The 23,588-nt window shown below is 46.1% G+C and carries 17 protein-coding genes; 14 read left to right on the top strand and 3 right to left on the bottom strand.

What is annotated here, in order from left to right; translation table 11 throughout:
* Positions 1-406 precede the first annotated feature (406 nt).
* From AC3WS5_RS09650 to AC3WS5_RS09660, 3 genes are all read left to right on the top strand, one after another.
* Positions 407-955, top strand: a complete 549-nt coding sequence (locus tag AC3WS5_RS09650) for a hypothetical protein (protein ID WP_492467103.1) — start codon at positions 407-409, stop codon at positions 953-955.
* Positions 956-1,049: 94 nt separating this feature from the next.
* Entirely contained in the window at positions 1,050-1,862 is an 813-nt protein-coding gene (locus tag AC3WS5_RS09655) for a COG1470 family protein (protein WP_492467104.1), read from the top strand.
* Entirely contained in the window at positions 1,849-3,222 is a 1,374-nt protein-coding gene (locus AC3WS5_RS09660; RefSeq protein ID WP_492467105.1) for a hypothetical protein, read from the top strand. The genes AC3WS5_RS09655 and AC3WS5_RS09660 overlap by 14 nt, the downstream gene beginning before the upstream one ends.
* A 5-nt stretch (positions 3,223-3,227) precedes the next feature.
* Here the strand turns inward: AC3WS5_RS09660 and AC3WS5_RS09665 are convergent, their stop codons facing one another.
* Together AC3WS5_RS09665 and AC3WS5_RS09670 are read right to left on the bottom strand one after the other, a co-directional pair.
* Positions 3,228-6,068, bottom strand: a complete 2,841-nt coding sequence (locus tag AC3WS5_RS09665) for a hypothetical protein (protein WP_492467107.1) — start codon at positions 6,066-6,068, stop codon at positions 3,228-3,230.
* A gap of 76 nt (positions 6,069-6,144) precedes the next feature.
* Positions 6,145-6,771, bottom strand: coding sequence for a LuxR C-terminal-related transcriptional regulator (locus AC3WS5_RS09670; protein ID WP_492467108.1), 627 nt, complete (start codon positions 6,769-6,771; stop codon positions 6,145-6,147).
* Positions 6,772-7,468: 697 nt separating this feature from the next.
* On the opposite strand from AC3WS5_RS09670, the gene AC3WS5_RS09675 reads away from it, so the two are divergent.
* From AC3WS5_RS09675 to AC3WS5_RS09705, 7 genes are all read left to right on the top strand, one after another.
* Positions 7,469-9,484 carry a site-specific recombinase gene (locus AC3WS5_RS09675; protein WP_492467109.1) on the top strand — a complete coding sequence of 672 codons (2,016 nt, stop codon included), beginning with the start codon at positions 7,469-7,471 and terminating at the stop codon, positions 9,482-9,484.
* A 20-nt stretch (positions 9,485-9,504) separates the two neighbouring features.
* On the top strand, positions 9,505-11,826 hold the full coding sequence (locus AC3WS5_RS09680) for a TonB-dependent receptor (protein ID WP_492467110.1): 2,322 nt from the start codon (positions 9,505-9,507) through the stop codon (positions 11,824-11,826).
* Between the two features lie 2 nt (positions 11,827-11,828).
* On the top strand, positions 11,829-12,635 hold the full coding sequence (locus AC3WS5_RS09685; protein WP_492467111.1) for a DUF4249 domain-containing protein: 807 nt from the start codon (positions 11,829-11,831) through the stop codon (positions 12,633-12,635).
* Positions 12,636-12,749: 114 nt separating this feature from the next.
* Positions 12,750-13,175 carry a methylmalonyl-CoA epimerase gene (gene mce / locus AC3WS5_RS09690; RefSeq protein ID WP_492467113.1) on the top strand — a complete coding sequence of 142 codons (426 nt, stop codon included), beginning with the start codon at positions 12,750-12,752 and terminating at the stop codon, positions 13,173-13,175.
* Positions 13,176-13,264: 89 nt separating this feature from the next.
* On the top strand, positions 13,265-14,824 hold the full coding sequence (locus tag AC3WS5_RS09695; protein WP_492467114.1) for an acyl-CoA carboxylase subunit beta: 1,560 nt from the start codon (positions 13,265-13,267) through the stop codon (positions 14,822-14,824).
* Between the two features lie 23 nt (positions 14,825-14,847).
* A complete protein-coding gene (locus AC3WS5_RS09700) occupies positions 14,848-15,114 on the top strand; it encodes a hypothetical protein (RefSeq protein WP_492467116.1) in 267 nt (88 codons plus the stop codon).
* Positions 15,115-15,139: 25 nt separating this feature from the next.
* Entirely contained in the window at positions 15,140-15,580 is a 441-nt protein-coding gene (locus AC3WS5_RS09705) for a biotin/lipoyl-containing protein (RefSeq protein WP_492467117.1), read from the top strand.
* A 270-nt stretch (positions 15,581-15,850) separates the two neighbouring features.
* On the opposite strand, the gene AC3WS5_RS09710 is transcribed toward AC3WS5_RS09705, so the two are convergent.
* The gene (locus tag AC3WS5_RS09710) at positions 15,851-17,998 is read right to left on the bottom strand and encodes a family 20 glycosylhydrolase (protein WP_492467118.1); all 2,148 of its coding nucleotides are present in this window, start codon (positions 17,996-17,998) and stop codon (positions 15,851-15,853) included.
* Positions 17,999-18,142: 144 nt separating this feature from the next.
* Between AC3WS5_RS09710 and AC3WS5_RS09715 the strand changes: the two genes are divergently transcribed.
* The 4 genes from AC3WS5_RS09715 (at position 18,143) to AC3WS5_RS09730 (ending at position 23,573) form a co-directional block, all read left to right on the top strand.
* Complete coding sequence (locus tag AC3WS5_RS09715) at positions 18,143-19,816, top strand: putative transporter (RefSeq protein WP_492467119.1); 1,674 nt, start codon at positions 18,143-18,145, stop codon at positions 19,814-19,816.
* 365 nt (positions 19,817-20,181) lie between these two features.
* Positions 20,182-21,261, top strand: a complete 1,080-nt coding sequence (locus AC3WS5_RS09720; protein WP_492467121.1) for a PfkB family carbohydrate kinase — start codon at positions 20,182-20,184, stop codon at positions 21,259-21,261.
* Between the two features lie 173 nt (positions 21,262-21,434).
* A complete protein-coding gene (locus AC3WS5_RS09725; RefSeq protein ID WP_492467122.1) occupies positions 21,435-22,685 on the top strand; it encodes a tagaturonate epimerase family protein in 1,251 nt (416 codons plus the stop codon).
* Between the two features lie 75 nt (positions 22,686-22,760).
* Positions 22,761-23,573 (top strand): SDR family oxidoreductase, encoded by an 813-nt coding sequence (locus AC3WS5_RS09730; RefSeq protein ID WP_492467123.1) that lies wholly within the window; start codon positions 22,761-22,763, stop codon positions 23,571-23,573.
* The last annotated feature ends 15 nt before the right edge of the window (positions 23,574-23,588 follow it).

A 23,588-nucleotide genomic window follows, 5' to 3' on the forward strand; every position in this document is an offset into this window, starting at 1 on the left:
TACGGTGTTGAAGGGATTTGGGTAAACCCACCTTATTGGGATCTTGAAAAAATCCCGTATAAAATTTCATCTTCCTGAAAGCCCTCAACACCTTCGGTGTTGAGGGGGCTTTTTTGTTTTGAAACAACGATGTCTGGCCAGTGTATTAAACGGATATCATATTTTGGTAAAAAAAATTTTTTTCTTTAAAAAAATACGTATATTCGTAGTATATAACCGTTGCAAAGATCGCCGATGAAATAATGCCGCTGAAATTAGAAGTGTTTAGAAACTCTAAAGCACTTAATTTATTTTGATCTTTCACATCTTTATGTGATAGTCAAAATTTTTTTTTTCAACTAATCTATCTCACCTTTGCACCCTGAAAAAATACAAAACAATTTTTTTATTATCTAAAAAACTATATATGCAACTTAGTCAACAACGGACTTTTTTAGTCCTTGGCATTGCCATTTTTGCCTTGAACCCTTTTCACACACAGGCACAGGGAACAGTGAGCGTAAACGTAACGCTCAAAGACTTTACGGGATTTTCCGCCACGACGCCGGCTGGATCCCAGACGGTCAATTTTTCTTATGCCTCAGCATCGGATTACAACTCAGCGAAGTCTGTGGAAGTGACTGATCAACTCAGATTCACCAGCACGAGAAATTACAATATCCAGGTTTTGGCATCCGGAGCACTTTCGAACGGCACAAATACCATTCCCCTGTCTATTCTTAGAATCAGCGCCAAACTTAACGGTGGAGCTACGTACGGAACAGAAATAACGCCCACAACGACGGCTCAAACTATTGTTACCGGGGCCTTAGCTACCCTTGACCAGGGCTTTGATATCAAATATGCCATTCCAGTGGACCAGGCAAAAACGGTATTATTCCCATCCACAGCCGCGAAGAGCAGTACGGGGATCACATATAACACAACAATCACCTATTCTACAACAGCGATATAATTATACTTCTGCTCAGCAGACTTAAGCAATCGCTGACTCGCGGACCACATACCAGATCTAAACTGCTGTTGTACAGCCTTACAATTCTAAAAAATTGAAACGTCCTCTCATCCTACTCGCTTTTTCACTGGCTCTATGTGGCAAAGCCGTACTTGGTCAACAGATATCTATTTCACCTATGCGCCTTTTTTTTAAAGGCGCCCCCGGTGAGACTGTCAGCGAAAAGCTGGCCATAACCAACGGAGGTACCGAACCCTATGAATTCCTGATACGACTTCAGGACTGGGACCGAGATTCGTTGGGTAACAAACGTTACTTTCCGATGAGCACGCTGCCACATTCAAATGCTGCAGAGATCAACCTGCCTCAAACCAGCCTGTCCATTGGTCCGAACGAAACCAGGACTTTCACGGTCAGCATGAAAATCCCGGAGGCTGATACTGGGAATTTTACTACCAACAGCATGCTTTTTTTCACCCAACGCCAGGCGCAGGCTTTAGATCCAAAATCCAAAGCAGCTATCGGCATCATGATCAAGATAGAATTTGGCATCCAGCTATTCTATACACCCGCCAATGCCAAACAGGGAACGTCGAATTTCATTGGCTTCGACTATGAGCCGGTACAGGTGAAGGACAGTGTTGATCATCAACTTAGATTGACGTTCGAAAATACAGGGGAAATCAACAAAGATGGAGTCGTTCGTTTTGAACTGACCAACAAACAGACGGGTGTAGAAACCAAACTAAATTCGGTGCCAGTAGCTATTCAGCCATTAAGCAAACAGATCCTGAATTACCCCCTCAAAAAAATGGCCCGGGGTGATTATCTCGCGGTAGCAATCATGGATTTTCCGGCAGACAACGAAATCAAAGTAGCCGAAAAAAACATCCATGTGGCGGAATAATTCCATCTGCGTGATCTTGCTCGTGGGACTAAATAGTTGCGCGGGCATCATAGAAGCTCAGGATGGATTGCTCACTATTGACCAGAACGCCCTAACAGTTGGACAAGCCACAAATGTTGTCTCTGGATATTCTTTGACCAATAATGGCCCCTCTAACAAGCGCCAGGTTACTATTATGGGAAAACAGGATCCAACGGAGACAACGGCCGGAACTTCCATCCCGATAGGAAAATTTACAGCCGCACTCCTGCATGGAACCATTTGGGAACCTCCCGTCACACTGATAAACAATACCCCTCAGACAATTTCAAGCGGCGGCAGCTTCACATCAGGCCCATTTTCCATGGGATATACAGCCCCAAACCTGGCAGCCTACGCATGGCTGGCAGCCTACTATTCGACAACCCTCGTATTTGGTGTTCTGTACAATTACAAAGCCCAGGTTTTGCCTGGCGAAGTCATGTTCTCGATTAATGTACCTGCATTTATAGCTGAAAAAATGGATCCTGGATCTATTACCCTTAACGTGAATAGTCTGAGTTTTTTTCGTAATCAAACCATCAGCACAACCAAGACTGTATCCCTATGGCATACTGTACCGTTCAAACTTTCTCTTTCCTCCACAGCATCGCAGCTTTATTTTTCAGGGGGCTACGCCGGTGTCAGTGACCCGCATGCAAATGCAGATAAAATACAGGTACAGAGTATCTGGCCCTCTGGAAGCCCCTTTCAGCTGGGAACAATACCACAGGTCTCTGTAAACAGTGCAGCCGTGGGAATTGGTAATAGCACCGACGTTTCTCTACAGTTCTCAATCAGCAGCCCCGGTTTGAAAACAGGTTTCACGAACATGGGAAATTACTCAACTACCGTTGCGCTGGCGGGCAGCAACGCTGATTTGAGTGGGCCGTCCGCGACTTACAATAAACCCTTAACCCTGAATGTCACAGTCAGCGACCTAGCCGAGCTGAATGTGACCAGCAACCAGGTTGATATGACCCTGCAATCCGCAGTTGATTATAAAAATGGTGTAGTTATAGACAAGCCGAACCATCTCCAGGTAAGCAAAACCACACCTTTTGACATAAGCGTAAAAGCAGGCAATCAAAATTTTATATCACCATCGGGCGACATACTGCCTGTGAGTATCATGAGCGTTGGGCCTACAACTCCCCAGGCGAATGTGAACACGGTCCAACTGTCAGCAACAAATCAGTTACTTATTAGCGGATGGTCGGCTACCATAGACCAATACTTTGATATTCGGTACCAGATTCCCTCCACTCAAACACAGAATCTCTTAAATAAAAAAGCAGACGTCTACAGCGGCACGGTCATTTATACATTAACAGCACACTGACCAAATCAGAACTGGGATACTTCAACCTTTCGATCCTCGTAAACATATTTAAAAACGATATCCCTTTTTTCCCCAGGCGCCAACTTTACAGTCTGTTTTTCCAGGACCATCTTGAAATGAAGCCCCCGTGTCTCCACAGAAACGGTATAACCACCTACAGGTAGATAAAACATAAATTCACCCTGTTCATTTGTCAGCGTGCTTTGTTCAACGCCGTTTGAAGCCACTGCCTTCACCTTCGGGCCGGATGGAGGCGGTGCATTGCCGACATACTTCTCGGCCACATACTCCAGCTTACCTGTAAGAACTGCTGTTTTAACGAGTGCAATTTCCATACGAGTATTTCTCCTAAGTGTCATCTCTACAGGATTTAACAGACTAAAATTTTTAGTCCCAGCAATCGAAACCGAATAGAATTTATCTTTCTCCCCGATGAACTTCACAACGCCCTTGGCGTTAGTTATAGCCGTGGTCCCATCTATTCTCACCAACACTTCGGAGGCGGCAGGTTCACCTGGATCGTGCACTCCATTAGCGTTCAGATCGGCAAAGAAGAAAAGTTCCAGCTTACGGTCGAGGGAATTGGCTTTTCGCCCAAAGCCTTTTTCAATTCCGACGCGGAACTGGTGATTATAATACCATGAAATAAAGGTAGGGTCCCGTGGGTCGGGTTTCACGCGTTCACCTACGGCGACGTCGTAAAGGGAACGTTGCCTGTTCACCCCATATAATATATCCGCAGATACTGTCCAATTATTTTTCACTCTCCAGTGAACGTTTCCGTTGATCGTGTAGTTTGCATTGTGATTGTACCCCGCATAGTTGTATCTGGCCGCCAGAGAAGCTGACATCTTTTTTTTCAGAATATCGAAACTTGCATCCGGGCCCAGGGTCAGATACACATAACCGGGGCGTTCAAGATTCAGCGCAGGCAGATCTGCCAGATAATAGCTGTTCATCTGAAAAAATGCAGAAAACCCAAATATGGGCCCCTTATAATTCGTAATGACGCGCGAGGAAATAAAGCCTTTCAATGGTCTCCCGGGAATAGACTGTAAAGTGTAGCCATTATCTGCGTCAAGTGAGACCTTATGTATTGTACCAAAATTGTTCAATTGAAGCCTGGTGCGAAATGATTGAGACCGCAAGCGATCCACTGTATTGAACATTTTGATAAACTGCGAGTAATAATAGGGTTTCAAAGAAATATTCCAGGCTCCGACTCTAACGCGGTAACTCAATTCGTAAAAATTGTTCCCGCGGCTCTCCGTTTTTTCAAGATACTCGTCTCCGGGCTCATAAGGCAGCCTTGGCGTATTCTTCAGCAAGCGCACTGAGAAAGACAATGATTTATTTGTGTCAAGCGGAAACAAAATGCTATTGTCCAGTTGAAGCACACCCCGTCTCAGCCCCCCATAGTAAGGGGAAGAATAATAGTTATAACTCTCAACCCGAAGACGAGACTTGTCAGTGTTAAGTCTTAGGCCGGCTGCGAACCCTGGAATGGCCCGCTCCGCACTACTATCCTTGCTGAGCAGGCTATATCCACCTTCCAGCCCAAGACTAACTTTTTCGTTTAACGGCGTAGTTATCGATCCTGAAGTCAACAATGTATTTACTTTTGTATATATATCTGAATTCCCGATAATGTCGAACAGTTTGCTTTTGTCGGGTGTCCGATTTTCTTTATAGGCGACGGCTACGGTTTGCCCTAAAAACTTGGGAAAGCTGCTCGGGCTGGAATAGATCAGGTAATTGTTGTTTAAACCGTAGACATTCAGCGATCCACTCTTTCCGGTTCTTATATTTGCTTTGATCCCCGTTCCGTTTATATTAAAATCAAACGCGTCATATACGCTCCCGGCGCGGATACCCCACCTGGCTGACTGGAAGTCGATGTAAGAATCGTACATATGTACCGTTTTACCATCCGAGCTACCCATATAGTCGGTGTTGAATCGGTAGCTGAGTTTTCGATTCCCTGCCAGTGCTTGCATTCCGCTTCCCTGAAGTTGCCAGGCGGACATCGTATTGCTCATCGTCAGATAACGAAGCGAAATCAGGTTTGATTTATATTGCGTGCCAGTTTGCCAAACCGGTTCGAGACGCTTGATACTAGCAATATTCACAATCCTGATCGTCTTTGCTGCAAGTTGTTCACCTGATGCATCCGAAGCGACAACCGTGACCGAAAAATCAGCCGCAATCCGTTTGTTGACCGGATAGCTTATAGTTAAAACAACAGATCGCTGCCTTCCCGGATCCAGTTGAATTGTGTCTTCAATACCGGTAACCTTCAAACCATTTTGACTGTTTGCCAGGTTTAACCGAATGGCCGAAGTTATCAACCCGTGGTTATAACACTGCACGGTTAGTTTTGCCTGATTTGTTCCAAGTCCGAAATAGAGCTCAGATTCTCCTGTATCAATGATGATCCCTCGTGTACCTTCTATTTGAACCCGAAATGCCGTGCCTCCCTGAACGGTAACATTTTCCCGCGTAGCCACCAACTTCACAGGAAATTCCTGAAAATTTCTTTGGATCGTTAGCCTGTCGGCAAAGAACTTAACAGGAAACGATTTTTTCTCGAAGGGCAATAAATGGATGCTATCAGGAAGATTAAGCAGACCCTTTGAGGATTGTTCAGGGTTTGCCCGGAAAAGCCACACCTCTTTAGCAGAGACATTTTCAACCCATAAACTATTGGAAAAAGTCTCTCCAGCCCTCACGGAAACCGTATCAAATCTGAATCCATAGCGGACTTCCCATGTCTGTCCGTTGACTTGTTGCTGTCCGTAAGTTATCAGAACTAAAAATGGTGGTAGCCAGTTGGAGAATTTTCTCATTAAAACGACCTGCAAATGTAATGAACTGCTCTCAGAAAGCGCAATCCTGGTCATCACATAAAAATGTGAGGCCGGGTTAAAAATAGTGAAATTTAAGTATGGCCATTAGTTCCGCTTTGCTATTTATCCGAAGTACTTTATAAATGTTCTTAATATGCTGACGTACGGTATCGATTGAAATCTGATACCTGTCGGCAATTAGTTTGTAACTGAGTCCGTCTAAAATGGACTCAGCTATCTGCCGCTGCCTGAGCGTGAGTTTTTCATCCAGGTGAGACTGCCGATGCAGATAATTAAAGACCTTGGTGATCACAGAATTGCTCACAAAGGCGCCGCCATCAGCTACGCAAGTCACAATCCTGTCGATGTCTTCCCTCGTAGCCTGCTCCGGAATGAACCCGCGTACCCCTGCTCTGATAAAGTTCACCATTAACCGCAGATCGTTGGATTCTCCAAATACCAGTATGGGTACTCCCAGGAAATCTTTTGACAATTCGGTTATAAAATCTAAAGATCCAGGTTTAAAAAGCCCATCCTCTAAGAAAATCAGTACCGGCAGACCATTTGACTGACTATTCAGCGAATGATCAATTTCATTTTTGTTCCAGGTTAGGGTATTGAAATGCAATTCCCTGGCCCAGTTAACCAAACGTTGGGGTCTTTCTCCTCCGGAGGCATTGTCGGCTATTACAATAATTCTCATAAGAAAGAAGAACTTACAAGCAAGAAAAGCATACTATCAAAACAGTTTAGGATGGCTCTTCATATACTAAAGTATGCAAATATAGATATTCCGCACATTCAACCTCTTTTAAAACTGGTGAATTTAATGTTATGGTCACAAAGCCGACAAAACCGCAATTTCCGGAGCCAATATTCGCCCAGGAACGGAATAAGGTTTCGCACCGGCTCGACTCCCAATTAAATCAGCTAAAAGAATGCAAGCTGCTCCATTTTCGGTCTTCGGTACCGCCAACCTCAGAACTTCACGCACTTATTCATGCCCAAATCGTCATTGAACCATGGTGCAAAATCTCGTGAATGTTAAAAAATTTTAACACCCCCCAGGAAATTTAAAATCGTCCTGAACGTTTGGTATGTAACAAATTAGAGAACAAAATACGATTTGACTTAACTTCACTCAGTTATGAAAATGCTCGAGAATGATAGGGTCAGCCCTTCATATTGCCGCGGCACGGATTTACGCGGGACGGCCCATTCAGCCCGACTGAAAAGGGAAGCACCGGACAAAGCTTTGAACGAACCAGAATCGTCAGCTTGTTATGAACCTGGCAAACAGGTTCGGGCAACCTGTTCACAAATAATCATCTTCCTTTAATTTTGGCAGTCATTCAAAACAAAGAAACAGACTGAATTACCCTTCAACAATGGAATCATAGATGTTGATTCAAAAAGAAATATTGCCGGGCAAAAATGAGTTACTGCGGAACCTCGAAGATGATAAGGTTTGCCCCGTGGGCACAAGAAATGAATGTCTGAATTTCCTGGTTGCATTTTTCAATTCCGTCAGACCCTCTGATCTGAAAGACAGGAAGGAAGCTGAGGAGAACCTTCAAGAGGCAATCCAGTTTATAGAAGTTCATCCTTTTGTCGCGCGAAAATTGCGCCATGCTATACTCGTCCAGTTGGTTAACAGTAACCTGGAATCTTCGCTGACAGAAAGCGGTATACCGGTAGGCAGCAACTTTTGGCACGAGCTGATCAGCAGGATCGACCATAAAATCCTCCCGCCAGAACAAAATAAGGACGATTTTCTTTATGTACTGAACCGTATTTTTCATGAGAAATACGATTATATTTGGGTTAACGGAATAAAACGAACTACCTGGATTAGTTTTTTTGAGTTACTTCAGTTTACCCTCCAGGCGTCTGATCCCAGTCTGCAGGGACATATTCTTTCCGCCCTCCGTGTGCTTTCTTTTAAAGTGGCCAATATCGGACTAGAAGATGAGATCCGAGACTTTACTTCTGTTTCCGGAACACCGCAGGAAAGTCCATTCACCAGGCAAAGCAGGAAGCTGTATGACCTGACGCAACAGGCAAAATCATCGCCTGATAATATTCAGGAAGCCTGCAACAGGCTGAAGACCGTATTGTTTGAAATCGAAGATGAAATCGATTATATCACCCGCCGCAAAGCTGCCAGAGGGACCAGTATCCGGCAGAGTTATTTACTGCTGATGGCGGGCGCGAGAGTTAGGAGAATGGTGCTCCTGATTGATATGATCGACAATGATGATTCCTTCGAAATGGGCCAGTTTGTAGATATGTTTAAAATACTGGTCAGGAATGAGAATCTGAAATATAGTATCCGGGAATTTGCTTCTCAGACTTTCAGCTATGTCGCTTACCAGATAGCAGAGCATAAGGGAGAAAAAGGGAGTAAGTACATTACGGCTACCCGGAAGGAATATCTCCATATGATTGTCAGTGCGATGTGGGGAGGACTGATCATTTGCTTTGTGGCGATCTTTAAGAACCTCCTGGGGCGTCTGCATTACGCACATTTCTGGCAGGGCTTCTGGTACAGCATCAATTACAGCGTGGGTTTTGTGGCTATTGATCAATCGGGCTCTACACTAGCCACTAAGCAGCCAGCATTTACGGCCAATGCAGTTGCCGTTTCACTTGATTCCAAGAAAAATAATGGGAGTCCGGATTTAAATAACCTGGCTTTGACGGTAGCCAGGGTGGTGAGGAGTCAGACAGCCTCTTTCATTGGTAACCTCGTCATTGTATTTCCGGGGACCTATTTACTGGCCTGGATTTACCATCATATTTTTCATGAAAAGATTTCGTCAGGAAGGGCAGCTGTCCAGTTATTGCAGGATCAGCATCCATTTCAAAGCATGTCATTACTCTATGCGTGCAATACAGGCGTATTCCTTTTTCTGAGCGGTCTTATTGCGGGATATGTGCAAAACAAAGTACGATTTGGCCGGGTTGGAAAAAGAATCGGCGAATTGGGTTCGCCGGATGAAGGACAAAAAAAGAAGGGCGTACTTTGGTTAGCCAGGTTTATTGAAAAGCACGCAGGATCCTACGCGGGTAATATCAGTCTGGGTTTTTTCCTGGGAATGGCGGCCCCGCTGGGAAAGATTTTCGGGGTTCCTTTTGATATCAGACATATCACCATCTCCTCCGGGAATATGGCTATTGGTGTTTATGGCGTGGGTATCCATAATATTCCCTTTAACTATTTCATGACCGTGTTCCTGGGCGTACTTGGTGTGGGATTCTTTAATTTTCTGATTAGTTTTTCGCTGGCATTTATAGTGGCAGTAAAATCGCGCGGGATAAGGCTGAAGCAATACCCGCAACTCTTAAGTATATTAGGCGCACATCTCAGAGCGAAACCCCTATCCTTTATTTTTCCACCCAAAAATGCGGGATAGGTCTCCGCGCGGTCTTTACAATGTCAGTTAGATCTATTCTTACAATACTCGGGGTGATCATCATGTGGACGGCTCAGGGTCAGGACAAATACACCATCAGCGGTTATATAAAATCCGACCGGACCGGAGAATCCCTGATCAACGCCAGCATTGAATTGGGGAGCAATGCCACGGGTACCAGCAGCAACGAATATGGATTCTATTCGCTGACTGTCCCGGCGGGTGACTATGAAATCAGCTATTCCGCTATCGGCTACGCACCAATAAAAGAAAAAATCACTCTTAAGGGAAATTTGCAGAAAAATATGCGACTTACAGAACAAGTGCAGGATCTTGAGAATGTCACCGTAACCGCCCATTCCAGGGGGCGCTCTATAGCCGGGACTCAAATGGGCGTCGAAAGATTGACGATGAAGGACGTTGAATCCATTCCCATGTTTTTCGGAGAGCGGGATATCCTTAAAGCGATCCAGTTTTTACCCGGCATCAAACCGGCAGGAGAAGGCAGCAGCGGCTTTTATGTCCGCGGTGGATCCATCGGCCAGAACCTGATCCTTTTAGATGAAGCAACCGTTTATAACGCTTCTCATCTGCTTGGATTCTTTTCCACCTTCAATCCCGAAATGATCAAGGATATCACGATATTTAAAGGCGCGATCCCTGCACAGTACGGTGGCAGACTTTCGTCCGTGCTGGATATAAAAATGAACGAAGGCAATAACCAAAGAATGGGTATGAGCGGTGGTATCGGTCTGATCTCAACCAAATTAAACCTGGAGGGACCCATCAGAAAAGACCGGTCTTCCTTCCTGGTTTCGGGCAGGAGGACCTATGCCGATCTGTTCCTGGGGCTTTCGAAAGATACCCTTATCAAAAAAAACAGGTTGTACTTCTATGATCTGAACGCTAAAATGAATTTTGACATGGGGAAGAAAGATAAGTTGTTCATTTCCGGCTACCTGGGCAGGGATTATCTGCGGCTGGATAAACAGTTCAGCATCGACTGGGGAAATGCCACGGGCACGCTGCGCTGGAACCATATATTCAGCAACCGCGTCTTCTCCAACACATCATTAATCTACAGTAACTTCGACTATAACATCCAGCTGGAGAGCACCAGCAATCATTTCAATATATACTCTGAAATCCGGGACATCAACCTGAAACAGGAATTCCAATGGTTTCCCAAAAGTTCGCACGCCCTACGTTTTGGTTTTAACTCCATTTACCATGCGCTCAAACCCGGACAGGTTACCAGTTCAGACATCACCAGTTACAATAACTTCTATTTGCAGGACCGCTATGGGTGGGAAAATGCCGTCTTTTTTACGGATACCTGGAAGACAGCCAATTGGCTTAACCTGACCTGGGGATTGCGCTTATCATCTTTCTCTATTTTAGGGCTAGGGAATTTTTACAACGTAGATAAAACAGGGCGTGTGACAGATACGCTTCACTATAATAAAGGGCAACTTGTCAAAAACTACCTGAATCCGGAACCCAGACTGGCAGCAAGTTTTATCCTGAATAACCAAAGCTCCATTAAAACATCCTATGGGCGTAATGTTCAGAACCTTCATCTCATTTCCAACTCCGCGACCAATACACCTACGGACAAATGGCTGATCAGCACCAACGTGATAAAGCCCGAAATTTCAGATCAGTATTCTTTAGGATATTATCGGAATTTAAAAAATAATGTCTATGAGTTTACAACCGAAGTATATTACAAAGCGACCAGGAACGAAATTGACTATCGCTCGGGAGCGGATGTGTTTACCAACGATGCCATTGAATCGCAGGTCTTATTTGGTATAGGGCGGGCGTATGGCTGGGAAATAATGCTACGGAAAAACAGGGGTGCTTTTACTGGCTGGATAAACTATACCCTTTCAAAAACTGAAAGAAAGATAGACGGCATTAACGACAACGAATGGTACAATGCCCGGCAGGACAGGACGCACGACATAAACATCGTGCTGAATTATCAGTTAAATAAAAATTGGAATTTCTCCGCCAACTGGGTTTATTACACAGGAGATGCCGGTACATTCCCGGCGGGCAAGTACGTGGTGGATAATCAGATTGCCCTTTATTATGGCAGGAGAAATGCGTCCAGAATGCCCGATTATCACAGGCTGGATCTGGGTATAACCCGTCAATTTAAAAAACGAAGGAATTTTTCATCGGAACTGGCCTTTGGCCTCTTCAACGCTTATGCCAGGGAGAATGCCTACCTGATCAGTTTTCGCCAGAATAAGGACGATCCTTCGCGTACCGATGCCGTGCAGACCTCTCTCTTTAAGTTAGTCCCGTCCATTTCCTATAATTTCAAATTTTGAGAATGATCCGGATTACATCACTGAAAGTTTCGACCATTTTGTTGTTGTGTTTAGCAACGCTGGGTTCCTGTGAAAAAGTAATCCACGTGTCTATCGCTGATACTGAGAAGAAATACGTTATCGAGGGGATGATCAGCGACCAGATGAACTCATGCAGGGTAAATCTTTCGCAAACATTAAACATCAATGATTCCAACAAATTCAGAGGAATCAGCGGAGCGGAAATTTCAATCAGGGAAAATGAGGGGGTAGATAGAAAACTGATCGACATCGGCGACGGCATCTATCGTCTGAACTTTAGCGGAAGGCCCGGTAACCGCTATACACTGACAGTGAAAATAAACGGACAGATTTTCACTGCTGTTTCCACAATACCGGAAAAAGTGTACCTCGACACGCTTTACGTCACGAAAAGATCTTTCCTCGGGAAAATCAAGGAATTCGCTACCGTTGAATTCCAGGATCCGCCAGGTATCGGTAATACCTATCGTTTTATCCAATTCGTGAATGGCATGAAAGAAATGTCGATTTTTATTTTGAAGGATGAATTGTTTGACGGGAAGAAAGTCACTTACGACCTCATTGTTTTTGGAGATGAAACCACAACTCTTGAAAAAGATGATCAGCTCAGGGTTGAATTTCGATGTATAGACCAGGCTAATTACCTGTACTTATACAGCCTGGAGCAAGGGGCCTTCGGCCAGGGTCAAAGCGCCACACCGGATAATCCTGTCTCAAATATCCAAGGGGGGGCGTTGGGCTACTTCAGCGCGCATACGTCAATGTCAAAAGCGATCGTAATACAATAATTTCCTGCTTCGCCGTAAAATATGATGAACATCAGGTCATTTCATGATGGTGAATACAACCATTCGTTCAAGTCCCGTTAACTTTGCCTTTCGATCCGATTAATCTGTCTGCACATGAACTTGAGCCATATTGAGCACATCGGCATTGCCGTTAAGAGCCTCGAAGAGAGCATACCATACTGGGAAAAGGTATTTGGTCTGCAATGTTATGCCATTGAGGAAGTGGCAGATCAAAAAGTGAAAACGGCCTTTTTCAGAATCGGACAGACCAAGATCGAACTGTTGCAAAGCACAGACCCTGAAGGTCCAATCGGAAAATTTATCTCGAAAAAGGGTGAAGGTATCCATCACATCGCATTTGCCGTGGAAGGAATCGAAACGGCTCTTTCCGAATTGGAATCAAAAGATATCCGGCTGATCGACAATACCCCGAGGAAAGGGGCTGAGGGGCTGGAAATTGCATTCCTGCATCCTGCTTCAACGCATGGGGTGCTGACAGAGCTCTGTGAAGATAAAGACAAGGATAAGCGTGGCGGCTGAAACGAAAGGGACACTTTGATTCACTCCACCCTTTCCCGGATGAATTGGCTCCGAAAACCTGTGTTATTAATATCTCACAATAACCCGACATGAGTACAGAAAGTAAAATCAGAAAGCTCCTTGAAAAGCGCGAGGAGGCCAAAATGGGAGGCGGACAAAAACGAATCGATTCTCAGCACAAAAAGGGTAAATTGACGGCCCGCGAACGAATCGACCTTTTGCTGGATGACGGCAGTTTTGAGGAATTTGACATGTTTGTGCACCACCGTTGCACAGACTTCGGGATCGATAGAGAAAGGCCGTATACGGATGGTGTGGTGGTTGGATATGGCACGATTGATGGCAGATTGGTTTACGTTTATGCTTATGACTTTACAGTTTTTGGAGGTTCACTGGGTGAAATGGTGGCTCATAAGATCTGCAAAGTCCTTGACCAGGCGATGAAAATAGGAGCACCGGTCATTGGACTTAACGATTCGGGCGGAGCCCGAATCCAGGAAGGTGTCAGGAGCCTGGCTGGTTACGCGGAAATCTTTGAACGGAACATCCTTGCCTCAGGTGTAATTCCCCAACTCACGGCGATTTTCGGCCCCTGTGCAGGCGGTGCCGTGTATTCCCCTGCCCTGACGGATTTTATCATCATGTCCAAAACGAACAGCTATATGTTCCTCACCGGGCCAAAGGTGGTTAAAACGGTTACCAGCGAGGATGTGACAGACGAAGAGCTGGGTGGCGCAAGGGTACATGCCACTAAATCCGGTGTTGCGAACTTTGTAGCAGACAATGAACAGGAAGGTATCATGCTCCTTCGCAAACTGCTGTCCTATCTGCCGCAAAACAACCTGGAGGATCCGCCCTATATACCTACGGATGACCCTATCGACAGACAGGAACAGATACTGGATACGATCATCCCCGACAGCGCGGCAAAGCCCTATAATGTGAAAGATATCATCCACGCCATCACGGATAACAAGGAATTTTTAGAAGTATCGCGTTTGTACGCACCGAACATCGTAACAGGCTTCGCCCGGTTTGATGGAATGTCTGTGGGCATTGTGGCTAATCAGCCAAATTACCTGGCCGGTGTGCTGGACATAAATGCATCCAGGAAAGCAGCCCGTTTTGTGAGATTCTGTGACGCTTTTAATATTCCTATACTGACCCTTGTGGATGTACCCGGGTTTTTGCCAGGTACTGCTCAGGAATACGGCGGAATTATCCTTCACGGTGCGAAGCTGCTTTACGCTTACGGCGCCGCCACTGTTCCGAAAGTCACTATTGAACTCAGAAAATCCTACGGAGGTGCTTATATTGTGATGAGCTCAAAGCATCTCCGGGCGGACATCAATTATGCGTGGCCGACGGCCGAAATTGCGGTAATGGGAGCTAAAGGAGCTACGGAAATTCTTTTCGGACGTAAAATGCTGGGTATTGAGGATCCTGAAGAAAGGAAAATTGCGGGTGAAAAGTTCGAAAAGGAATACGAGGATAAGTTCAGCAATCCTTACGAAGCAGCGTCCCTGGGCTTCATCGATGATGTTATCGTGCCGCACACCACCCGGTTCAGGGTGATCCGGGCATTCCAGGCGCTGGCTACCAAGAAGGAAACGGTTATCCCCAAAAAGCACGGAAATATTCCACTTTAAATTAATTATTAATACATTTTAATATGGGAATTTTTGGCAAAAGGTCGCCGAAAAAAGATCCGCTCACGCCAGAACGAGTTCAATCGGCAACTATCGTTACCCATGATGAAGAGGCGCAAATAGTAGCCGCCATTGCGGTGGCGCTTCAATTATATACCTATCGGGCTACCGTCATTGAAGAACAAATTATCACCATTCAGAAAGTAATACGGCCTTATTCTCCCTGGAGTTCGAAGATCTATAATATGAAACAAATGCCCCAAAGAACCCCCAGGAAATTCTTTAAATAACCGGTCACCGCTAAATCGAAAGAATATGAAAAATTATAAACTGACGATCAACAATAAAGATTACCAGGTTGACGTAATGAACATTGAAGACCAGACAGCTACCGTCAGGGTAAATGGAGTGATTTATGAGGTAGAGGTTGACCGTCAGCTAAAGACGACGAAAACACCCAAGCTTACCCGTTCTTATTCCGTTCCCTCCACGGATGTTGAAGCATCTACGGCAAAGACCGCCAAGCCGGATGCGGTGAAAAAATCCAAAAATATTAAGTCTCCGTTACCCGGGAAGATCCTGGACATTTTTGTAGAAGTAGGCGACAAAGTGGCGGTAGGTCAGACAGTACTGGTGCTGGAAGCCATGAAAATGGAGAATAATATTAATGCAGATAAGGACGGTGAAGTAAAAGCGATTATGGTCCACAAGAATGATACGGTCCTGGAAGGAGAGATCCTGATTGAACTGGGGTGATGAAGTAGATGTTAGACGCTAGATATTAGACCCTAGACAATAGACGCTAGACATTAGATTGTAGACGCAAGACCTTAGATATTAACCGCCCGAACGTACCGTTGGGTACGAGCGGATATATATAATATTAAATTTGTTTATTATACCATATTTATCATATATTTAAGTCCTGCTACTGTAGTCAGGCAGGTTTACCCTCCTTCGGCGGGCAGGCCTCCGGACGGGAGGCTTAGCCTGAACCCCAACCTCAGTCTCAGCCTCAATCTCAGCTTAATAATTTGACAAAGGCACAAAAGTGAACATCCATTTGACAGGATTTTGCCAGTCTTTTCCTTTAAATGAGCCCACCGGCGCTTTGACCAGTACATCGTTCCAGCCCTTTCGTAAATAGATCTTTGTTGGCGCGCGATATTCATAGCCCTCATCCGTTAAAGGAACTTCGGAGTTTCCTTTCTGCCCGGCTCTTTTCCAATCGGGGGGCGCAATCCAGGTACCGTTTACGCGAACACCACTCTGACGGGTGTCCCAGGCTCCGGCCGGCGGCGAATCCGTCGCATAGGAACGTGAGAAATTATTAAACCCAATCCAAAAGTCTTTCATTCCTGCCTGGCTACTCCAGATCCGCGTGGTCGCATACCACGTCGTGTTTTCCCGGGCCACACTATCAAGTGCCCCCGCAATCAGCGGAGCCCACCAATGCCTGAGTATGACGGTGGCTCCCATGATCTCCTTATAGGGCTTGGCTTCGCGTACATTGCGCGCATCCTGCTCCGGCTCAAATTTCTTCGAAAGAACTCCGCCGTTATCAAAGGGCCCAAACAGCTTCCATTCCATCCGACGCTGCGTTACGTAGGGGAATGACCGGTTCTTGAAATACCGGTCCTTATGTTCCAGCAGCATGCTTTCGAACTCAAAAAAATCTTTGGTCCTTTGCTCATCCGGCCCGCCGATATTGGCCTGCCAGCCTGGTATGCCACCACCTCTCCAAGTACGTTCCGCAAAGCTGAGCATTCCCGGATAAACCAAATTCATCCGGATAGCATCTTCTTCGTGCGCTACCCTTCTGTCAGGCCAGTTGCACAGAATAGCTCCCAAATGCAGCGAATCGCCTGCTTTAAGATTCAGTACCTGCCGGTTGAACAGGGTAGTTACACCTTCAAACGGATCCATGTGATTCAGGTAAAGGTGCCTCGAATCAAGCAGTTTGTAGCCGGCACTCTTCAGTCCCCCCGCTCCCTCAGCCCAGAGCTGACGAATCGTCTGGCTGTCCAGGTTACCGCCGGGACTCCACCCTATCGTTGAAACTCCCCTACCCTGAACCAATTTTATCACTTCAGGGAGAAAATTATAATTTTTGATTTTTACTTCATCACCCCCAATGTGCAGGTAAGGAAGTTTATAAGTATCCAAAAACTCATTCAGGATATTTTTCACGAGGCGCGTACCATCTTCGGTTTGCATATCTGTGCCCATAGCTCTCCGGAAAGCGGCGCTATGGCCGGGCATATCGATTTCAGGGATGAGGGTGATGAACCGCTCTTTACAAAAGGCAATCAATTCCTTCAATTCTTTTTCACTGTAAAACTTACCGGGATCCCTGAGCATATTATCCGAGGCTGTAAGTTGCGGATACTTCTTGCTTTCGAAGCGCCAGGTAATATCTTCAGTAGCATGGAAATGAAAAATATTTAATTTGTACCGGGCCATCATCTCCACCTGTTCCTTTAATAACGCCATCGATTGATAATTCCTTCCTACATCCACCATATAACCCCGCCATGAAAATGCGGGCCAGTCGAGAATTTCACAGATAGAGACTTTACCAGCGTCGTCGGTCAGTTGCCGAAGGGTTTGCAGCCCGTTAAATATACCGTGTGGTGTAAAAGCTGCCAGGATAATTTTTCCTTTCGTGACACTAAGCTGATAGCCCTCCGCGATAGCCCCCGAGTTCCCTGGCAGTACGGCGGGATTGGTCAGGCGGCGCAGGACTACTGGTGCATCTTCCCCAGCCGGACGACGGCTAATCCGCAGATGAATACCTTTCCCTGACAGATCTTTCCGAAAATACTCTGCAACATCTCCAAAACTGATATCTCCCACAAAAACTTTGGTTGCTTTGGTGAATTCGAAGCGGCCGGTACCCCATCGCAGTTCCCTCGGAAGCGGGATCAGGGCCGGCTTTGTTTTGGAAACAGCCGGTAAATGCCGCGGCGGCGCAGTCCAAACCACAGCACTGACACTGCTAATCTGAGATATTAATATCAACCCTAATAGAATGTACCGGTAACGTAACCCAATCAGGATTACCCTTTCAGAAAATTTCGCGATCATATGCATGCAAAGATATCGAACCAAATAATTCTCAAACTCGTTCATCGCCACATGATCTTCCTCCGAGCCCCTTATGATTTTTGTCATAACGTTCGATTTCGGTTCCCTAATCGACGGCATTGAGTTAACTTTGCCGGCATAAACCAGGGCAGCGCTGTAACACCCTGGTGGAACCTGCTATTTGGCCTGCTTGTATTATGAAATTCATAAATGAATTTGAAAATTAACATTATGAATTGGATAATAGACCTTTTGACTCAGAACAGTGTAGCCCAGACTGTAATTATTTACGGACTATTGATTTCGATAGGACTGTTACTCGGCAAAATAAAGATCTTTGGTATTTCGCTGGGCGTGACCTGGATCCTTTTCCTGGGACTATTTGTCTCCTATAAGGGCGTAAACCTGAGTTTAGAAACCATTCACTTCCTGCGGGATTTTGGGTTGATCCTTTTTGTTTATTCCATCGGCCTGCAGGTAGGCCCGGGGTTTTTCTCATCTCTCAAGAAAAACGCGCTTACAACAAATTTACTGGCTGCTACTATTGTGATCCTTGGAATTGCGATCACCACGATATTCATCTATACGACATCGACCAAATTCAATATTCTCGTAGGTATCATGAGTGGTGCTGTTACCAATACTCCCGGACTTGGTGCAGCACAGGCTGCCATCAATGACCTGAAAATAAAAGGGCTGGACGGATCAGGAATGACGCTGGCTTATGCGCTTACTTATCCATTTGGCGTATTTGGCATTATCATAACTTTTCTGATTTTAAAAGTGGTGTTCCGGATCAATATCAGCAGGGAACAGGAATTACATCGCCGGCTGACTGCTCTCAGCGCAAATAAAGTGGTTTCATTTCATCTCGTACTAGAAAATGACGGCCTGGACAAGCAACCACTGAAAACCATCTTCGACCTGCTTCCCGACAAGATCATCGTCTCCCGGCTAATGCAGCACGATGACCGGATCATTACACCCACACCGGAAACGATCCTCGAAAAAGGAAATATCCTGCTGATCGTTGCGCCCCGCAGCATGCGCAAAAAACTATTGCTGTTAGTAGGAAAACCTGCGAATGTCGATTTGAGAACATCTCCCAACAATATTCTGATTGACAGAACAGTTGTGGTAACACGGAAGGAAGTGACCCGCAAGCGACTAGGAGACATTACCAGGCTGCACCAGGATGGATTTACTCTTGTCAGGTTAAGCCGGGCAGGTATTGAAATTATGCCTCATGGTGACCTGTTTCTTCAACTGGGCGACCGCGTAAAAGTGGTGGGCACTGTGGAGGGTGTTAATAAAGCCACCGAGGTGTTGGGTAATTCAGTAAAAAAACTGGACGTACCCGAGATCGCGCCAATATTCCTGGGCATTGTGCTGGGCGTATTATTAGGTAGTATTCCTTTTAATTTCCCCAACATACCCATTCCGGTAAAGATCGGTCTGGCTGGCGGACCTCTGATCATCGCCCTGCTGCTGAGCCGGTTTGGGGGTATGCTGTACCTCAATAATTACACGACCCACAGTGCCAACCTGATGCTGAGAGAATTAGGGATCACGCTATTCCTGGCCAGCGTGGGGCTGGCAAGTGGACATGGCCTTGGAGCTGCTTTTGCTACCGGCGAAGGATGGGTATGGATGGGAATGGGCGCCGCGATCACAGTAATTCCTCTGCTGATTGTGGGCTTTATTGCCCAGAAATATTTCAAAAAAACATTTTTCGAAACCTGCGGTCTGCTGGCGGGGGCCTCCACTGACCCCCCCGCGCTGGCTTTTGCCATTAAGACTGCTGGAAATGATATTCCGTCGAATACCTATGCTACTGTTTATCCCCTCACCATGATCCTACGGATTGTAGGGGCCCAGATGCTGATCCTTATTTTCGGGAGTTAATTTGGAGCGGGGATTGCGGATCGGCTCCTACTAAATCGTCAAGTTTTTGTCTCCATCATGAAATGTATTCCATAAACCGGCCTCCACACCCTCACGCCCGGGTATGTTTTGACAGTCAGATCGGAACCCATGCCGGGCTTGCGGGCGTCGTCACAGGCCTGAGGGCATCGCAGACCGTTCAAACCTTCCGTTTGCCATCTCCCCATTTAACTCTTAATTGGTCATTGTTCATTCCTAATTCTTTTCACCCGGATTACGCACCCGTTAACGATAACGTTTGCATAGTTTAATTCCCTTATATTGTTTGGGTTCAGTACATTTACGCAGATTTTATGAGATGCTAACGATTTAAAAAAATTATCAATATGTCAATTCAGTTAAAGAAAGATTGCAGGTATTCACTGCTAGTCCCTACAAGCATCGGCGTGCGCATTACGCCGGTTAATCAGCAGCCGGTACATTCCTCACACCTGTATGAAATGCATGTCTCCAGCGCCGAGACCAATGTTGCCAGTATCTCATCATTCCTTGGCCTCCCGGTGAAAGTACTGACTACTTTTGTTAAGGGCAGCCCCATTGCCGCATTCATAAAAAACAACCTGAAGAGCCGGCATATCGACTTTGAAGGGCCTGAGGTGGAACAAGGAGGGCCCTGGGGTTACCGCCACCAGTTTAATATCGCGGACAGCGGATTTGGTAGCAGAGGCCCGAGGGTTTTAAATGACCGTGCAGGAGAAGTAGGGCGTACCCTCAATATAAAAGACTTCGATCTGGAGCGTATTTTCGGCAAAGAAGGCGTGCAGATCGTTCATCTGTCTGGCCTCATTGCGGCATTATCGCCCGACACCAGCAACTTTTGCCTGGAAATCGCACGCGCTGCCAAAAAATACGGCACACTAATCTCCTTTGATCTGAACCACCGCGCAACTTTCTGGAAAGGCAGGGAAGACGAACTGCACGCTGCTTTTGCTGAGATTGCTTCATTGAGTGATATCCTCATCGGGAACGAAGAGGATTTTCAGCTTTGCCTGGGAATCGCGGGGCCGGAAGCGGGCGGAAAAGGAATTGAACAAAAAATCGAAGGATTCAAGGAAATGATCGGTAAGGTCAGAAGCCGGTTTCCTAACGCTTCGGTTTTTGCCAACACCCTGCGCGAGGTGGTCAGCGCAAATGAACACATGTGGGGCGCTATCGTGCTGGAAGGCGACAACTGGCACGTGATTGAGCCCAGACGGATTCAGGTACTCGACCGCATTGGCGGAGGAGATGGCTTTGTTGGGGGATTGCTGTACGCTATTCTGAAAGGAATGCCTGCAGAAAAATGGGCGCCGTTTGCATGGGCCAGCGGTGCATTGGCAACCACATTTTCTACAGATTATGCCCAGCCGGCCGACGAAGAAATGATATGGAGTATATGGGAAGGAAATGCAAGGGTTAAGCGCTAAATAAATTAACCGACTCAAATTGTTGTAATGAACCGAAGCATGACAAATTATTCTCAAAAAGCGGAATGTCTGTGCGAAGCTCCCTGTCTGCCTGCCTTCCGCAGGTAAACCGACAGGCAGGCGTTCGACAAAATCATTCACCGCCAGAGGCGGTGAAATAAAAAAATATACGAATGAAATTAAGTAAATACAGTTTTGGCCTGGGTGACCGGTTTGCCCATCAGGGAATAGCCCAGTTGAAGGCCATCATGAAAGCAAATGAGGCCGGCCTGGAAATCTCTCCAGTCTGGAACAAATCAAACCGCGAACACCATTATGTGCATACAGTACCCGCAAGTGTAAGAACGGAGGCCGATGCAGCCGTAGCACAATTGGGTTTTAAGGGGAAATACTTCGTAGATGCAGATCATATCAATCTTACTACAGTAGCCCCCTTTGTTCCCTATTCCGATTTTTTTACGCTTGATGTTGCAGCTTTTATTGGGAAAACAGCTCCGGCCGAAGAGGTAAAGGCGTTTGTCGACTCCTGTGAGAAATATCTCGAAGACCTTGCTATACCTGGAATTGAAGAACCTCTGACCGTAACCCGGGAGCTCCTTGAAGAAATAGCCTCGAAGTTTCTGGTTGCCACACAACAAGCTTCTGAAATCTACCAATACCTGCTGCAAAATAAAGGCAAAGGGCAGTTCGTCACGGAAGTGTCGATGGATGAAGTGGAAAAACCTCAGACCCCCGTCTATCTTCTTTTTATTCTGAAAATGCTGGCCGACAAGGGCGTTCAGGCGCAGACTATTGCGCCTAAATTTACTGGCAGATTCAACAAAGGCGTGGATTACCGCGGAGACCTGGATCAGTTTGCCAAAGAGTTTGAGGAAGATGTGCTGGTTATCGACTTTGCCGTTAAAGAATTCGGCCTGCCGGAAGAGTTGAAGCTGAGTGTTCATTCGGGGAGCGACAAATTTTCCATCTACCCGATCATGTACAATATCCTGAAAAAGCACGACAAGGGTCTACACATCAAAACTGCAGGAACCACCTGGCTGGAAGAAGTTATTGGACTGGCCATGGCTGGCGGTGAGGCATTGGAACTGGCCAAAACCATTTACGCCATAGCTTTCGATCGGCGGGAAGTCCTTTGCGCACCTTATGCCGATGTCATTGACATTGACGCCTCGCAACTTCCCTCTGTTGAAGAGGTGAATAGTTGGAGCAGCGAAAAATATGCGAATACATTGCGCCACATCCCGGGCCATCCGGACTTCAACGTCAATTTCCGCCAGTTGATTCACGTAGCCTATGCCGTTGCCGCCGAATTGGGTGACGCCTATTATGCTCAATTGGAAAAGCATGCAGATATTGTAGGCCAGTGTGTGGAAGAAAATATTTATGACCGACATCTGAAACGTTTATTTAACTTGTCTTAACAAATAAAATATAAGGACCGACCGCTTGTCGCGAAGCGGTAGTTCATTCTCAAAATATTTAAAATGTGAATTGTCATGAGAAATCTATTTGACATAAAAGGTCGTGTGATAGTCATCACGGGTGGCACAGGTGTGCTGGGAACTTCAATGACTGAGTACCTGGCTGAACAGGGTGCAAAAATGGTCGTACTGGGCCGCAACAAAGAAAAAGGCGAGGGTATCGTAAAAGGTATCCTTGACAAAGGTGGCGAGGCTATCTTCCTGCAGTCTGATGTAAATGATCCAAAAGCAGTGGAACAAAATGCCACGGATGTAGTCGCCAGGTATGGCAGAATTGATGTGCTGATCAATGGCGCCGGCGGAAATATGCCGGGCGCTACTATTGGCCCCGACAAGACCATCTTCGATCTGGACATCAGCGCCTTTAAAACAGTGGTCGATCTGAACCTTCTCGGCACCGTAATCCCCACTATGGCTTTTGCCAGGGTGATGGCAGATCAAAAGTCGGGCAATATCGTCAATATTTCTTCCGAGTCGGCTTTACGCCCGCTGACCCGTGTGGTAGGTTATGGTGCAGCCAAGGCAGCAGTGACCAATTTCACTAAATACCTGGCCATAGAGCTGGCGACTAAGTTTGGGGAAAACATGCGTGTAAACGCTATTGCGCCCGGTTTTTTCATCAGCGAACAAAATCGCACTTTACTTACAAATCCTGATGGTACCTACACGCCACGAGGTAACGCGATCATCTCCCATACACCTTTCGGTCGGTTCGGCGAACCCGAAGAACTCCTGGGAACCCTGCACTGGCTGGTGAGTGATGCATCAAAATTTGTGACAGGGACCCTGACGGTAGTAGATGGCGGATTTGACGTATTTTGTATTTAATAACAGATTGAGAAG

It is taken from the genome of Niabella sp. CPT15-335-S11 (assembly GCF_058792415.1).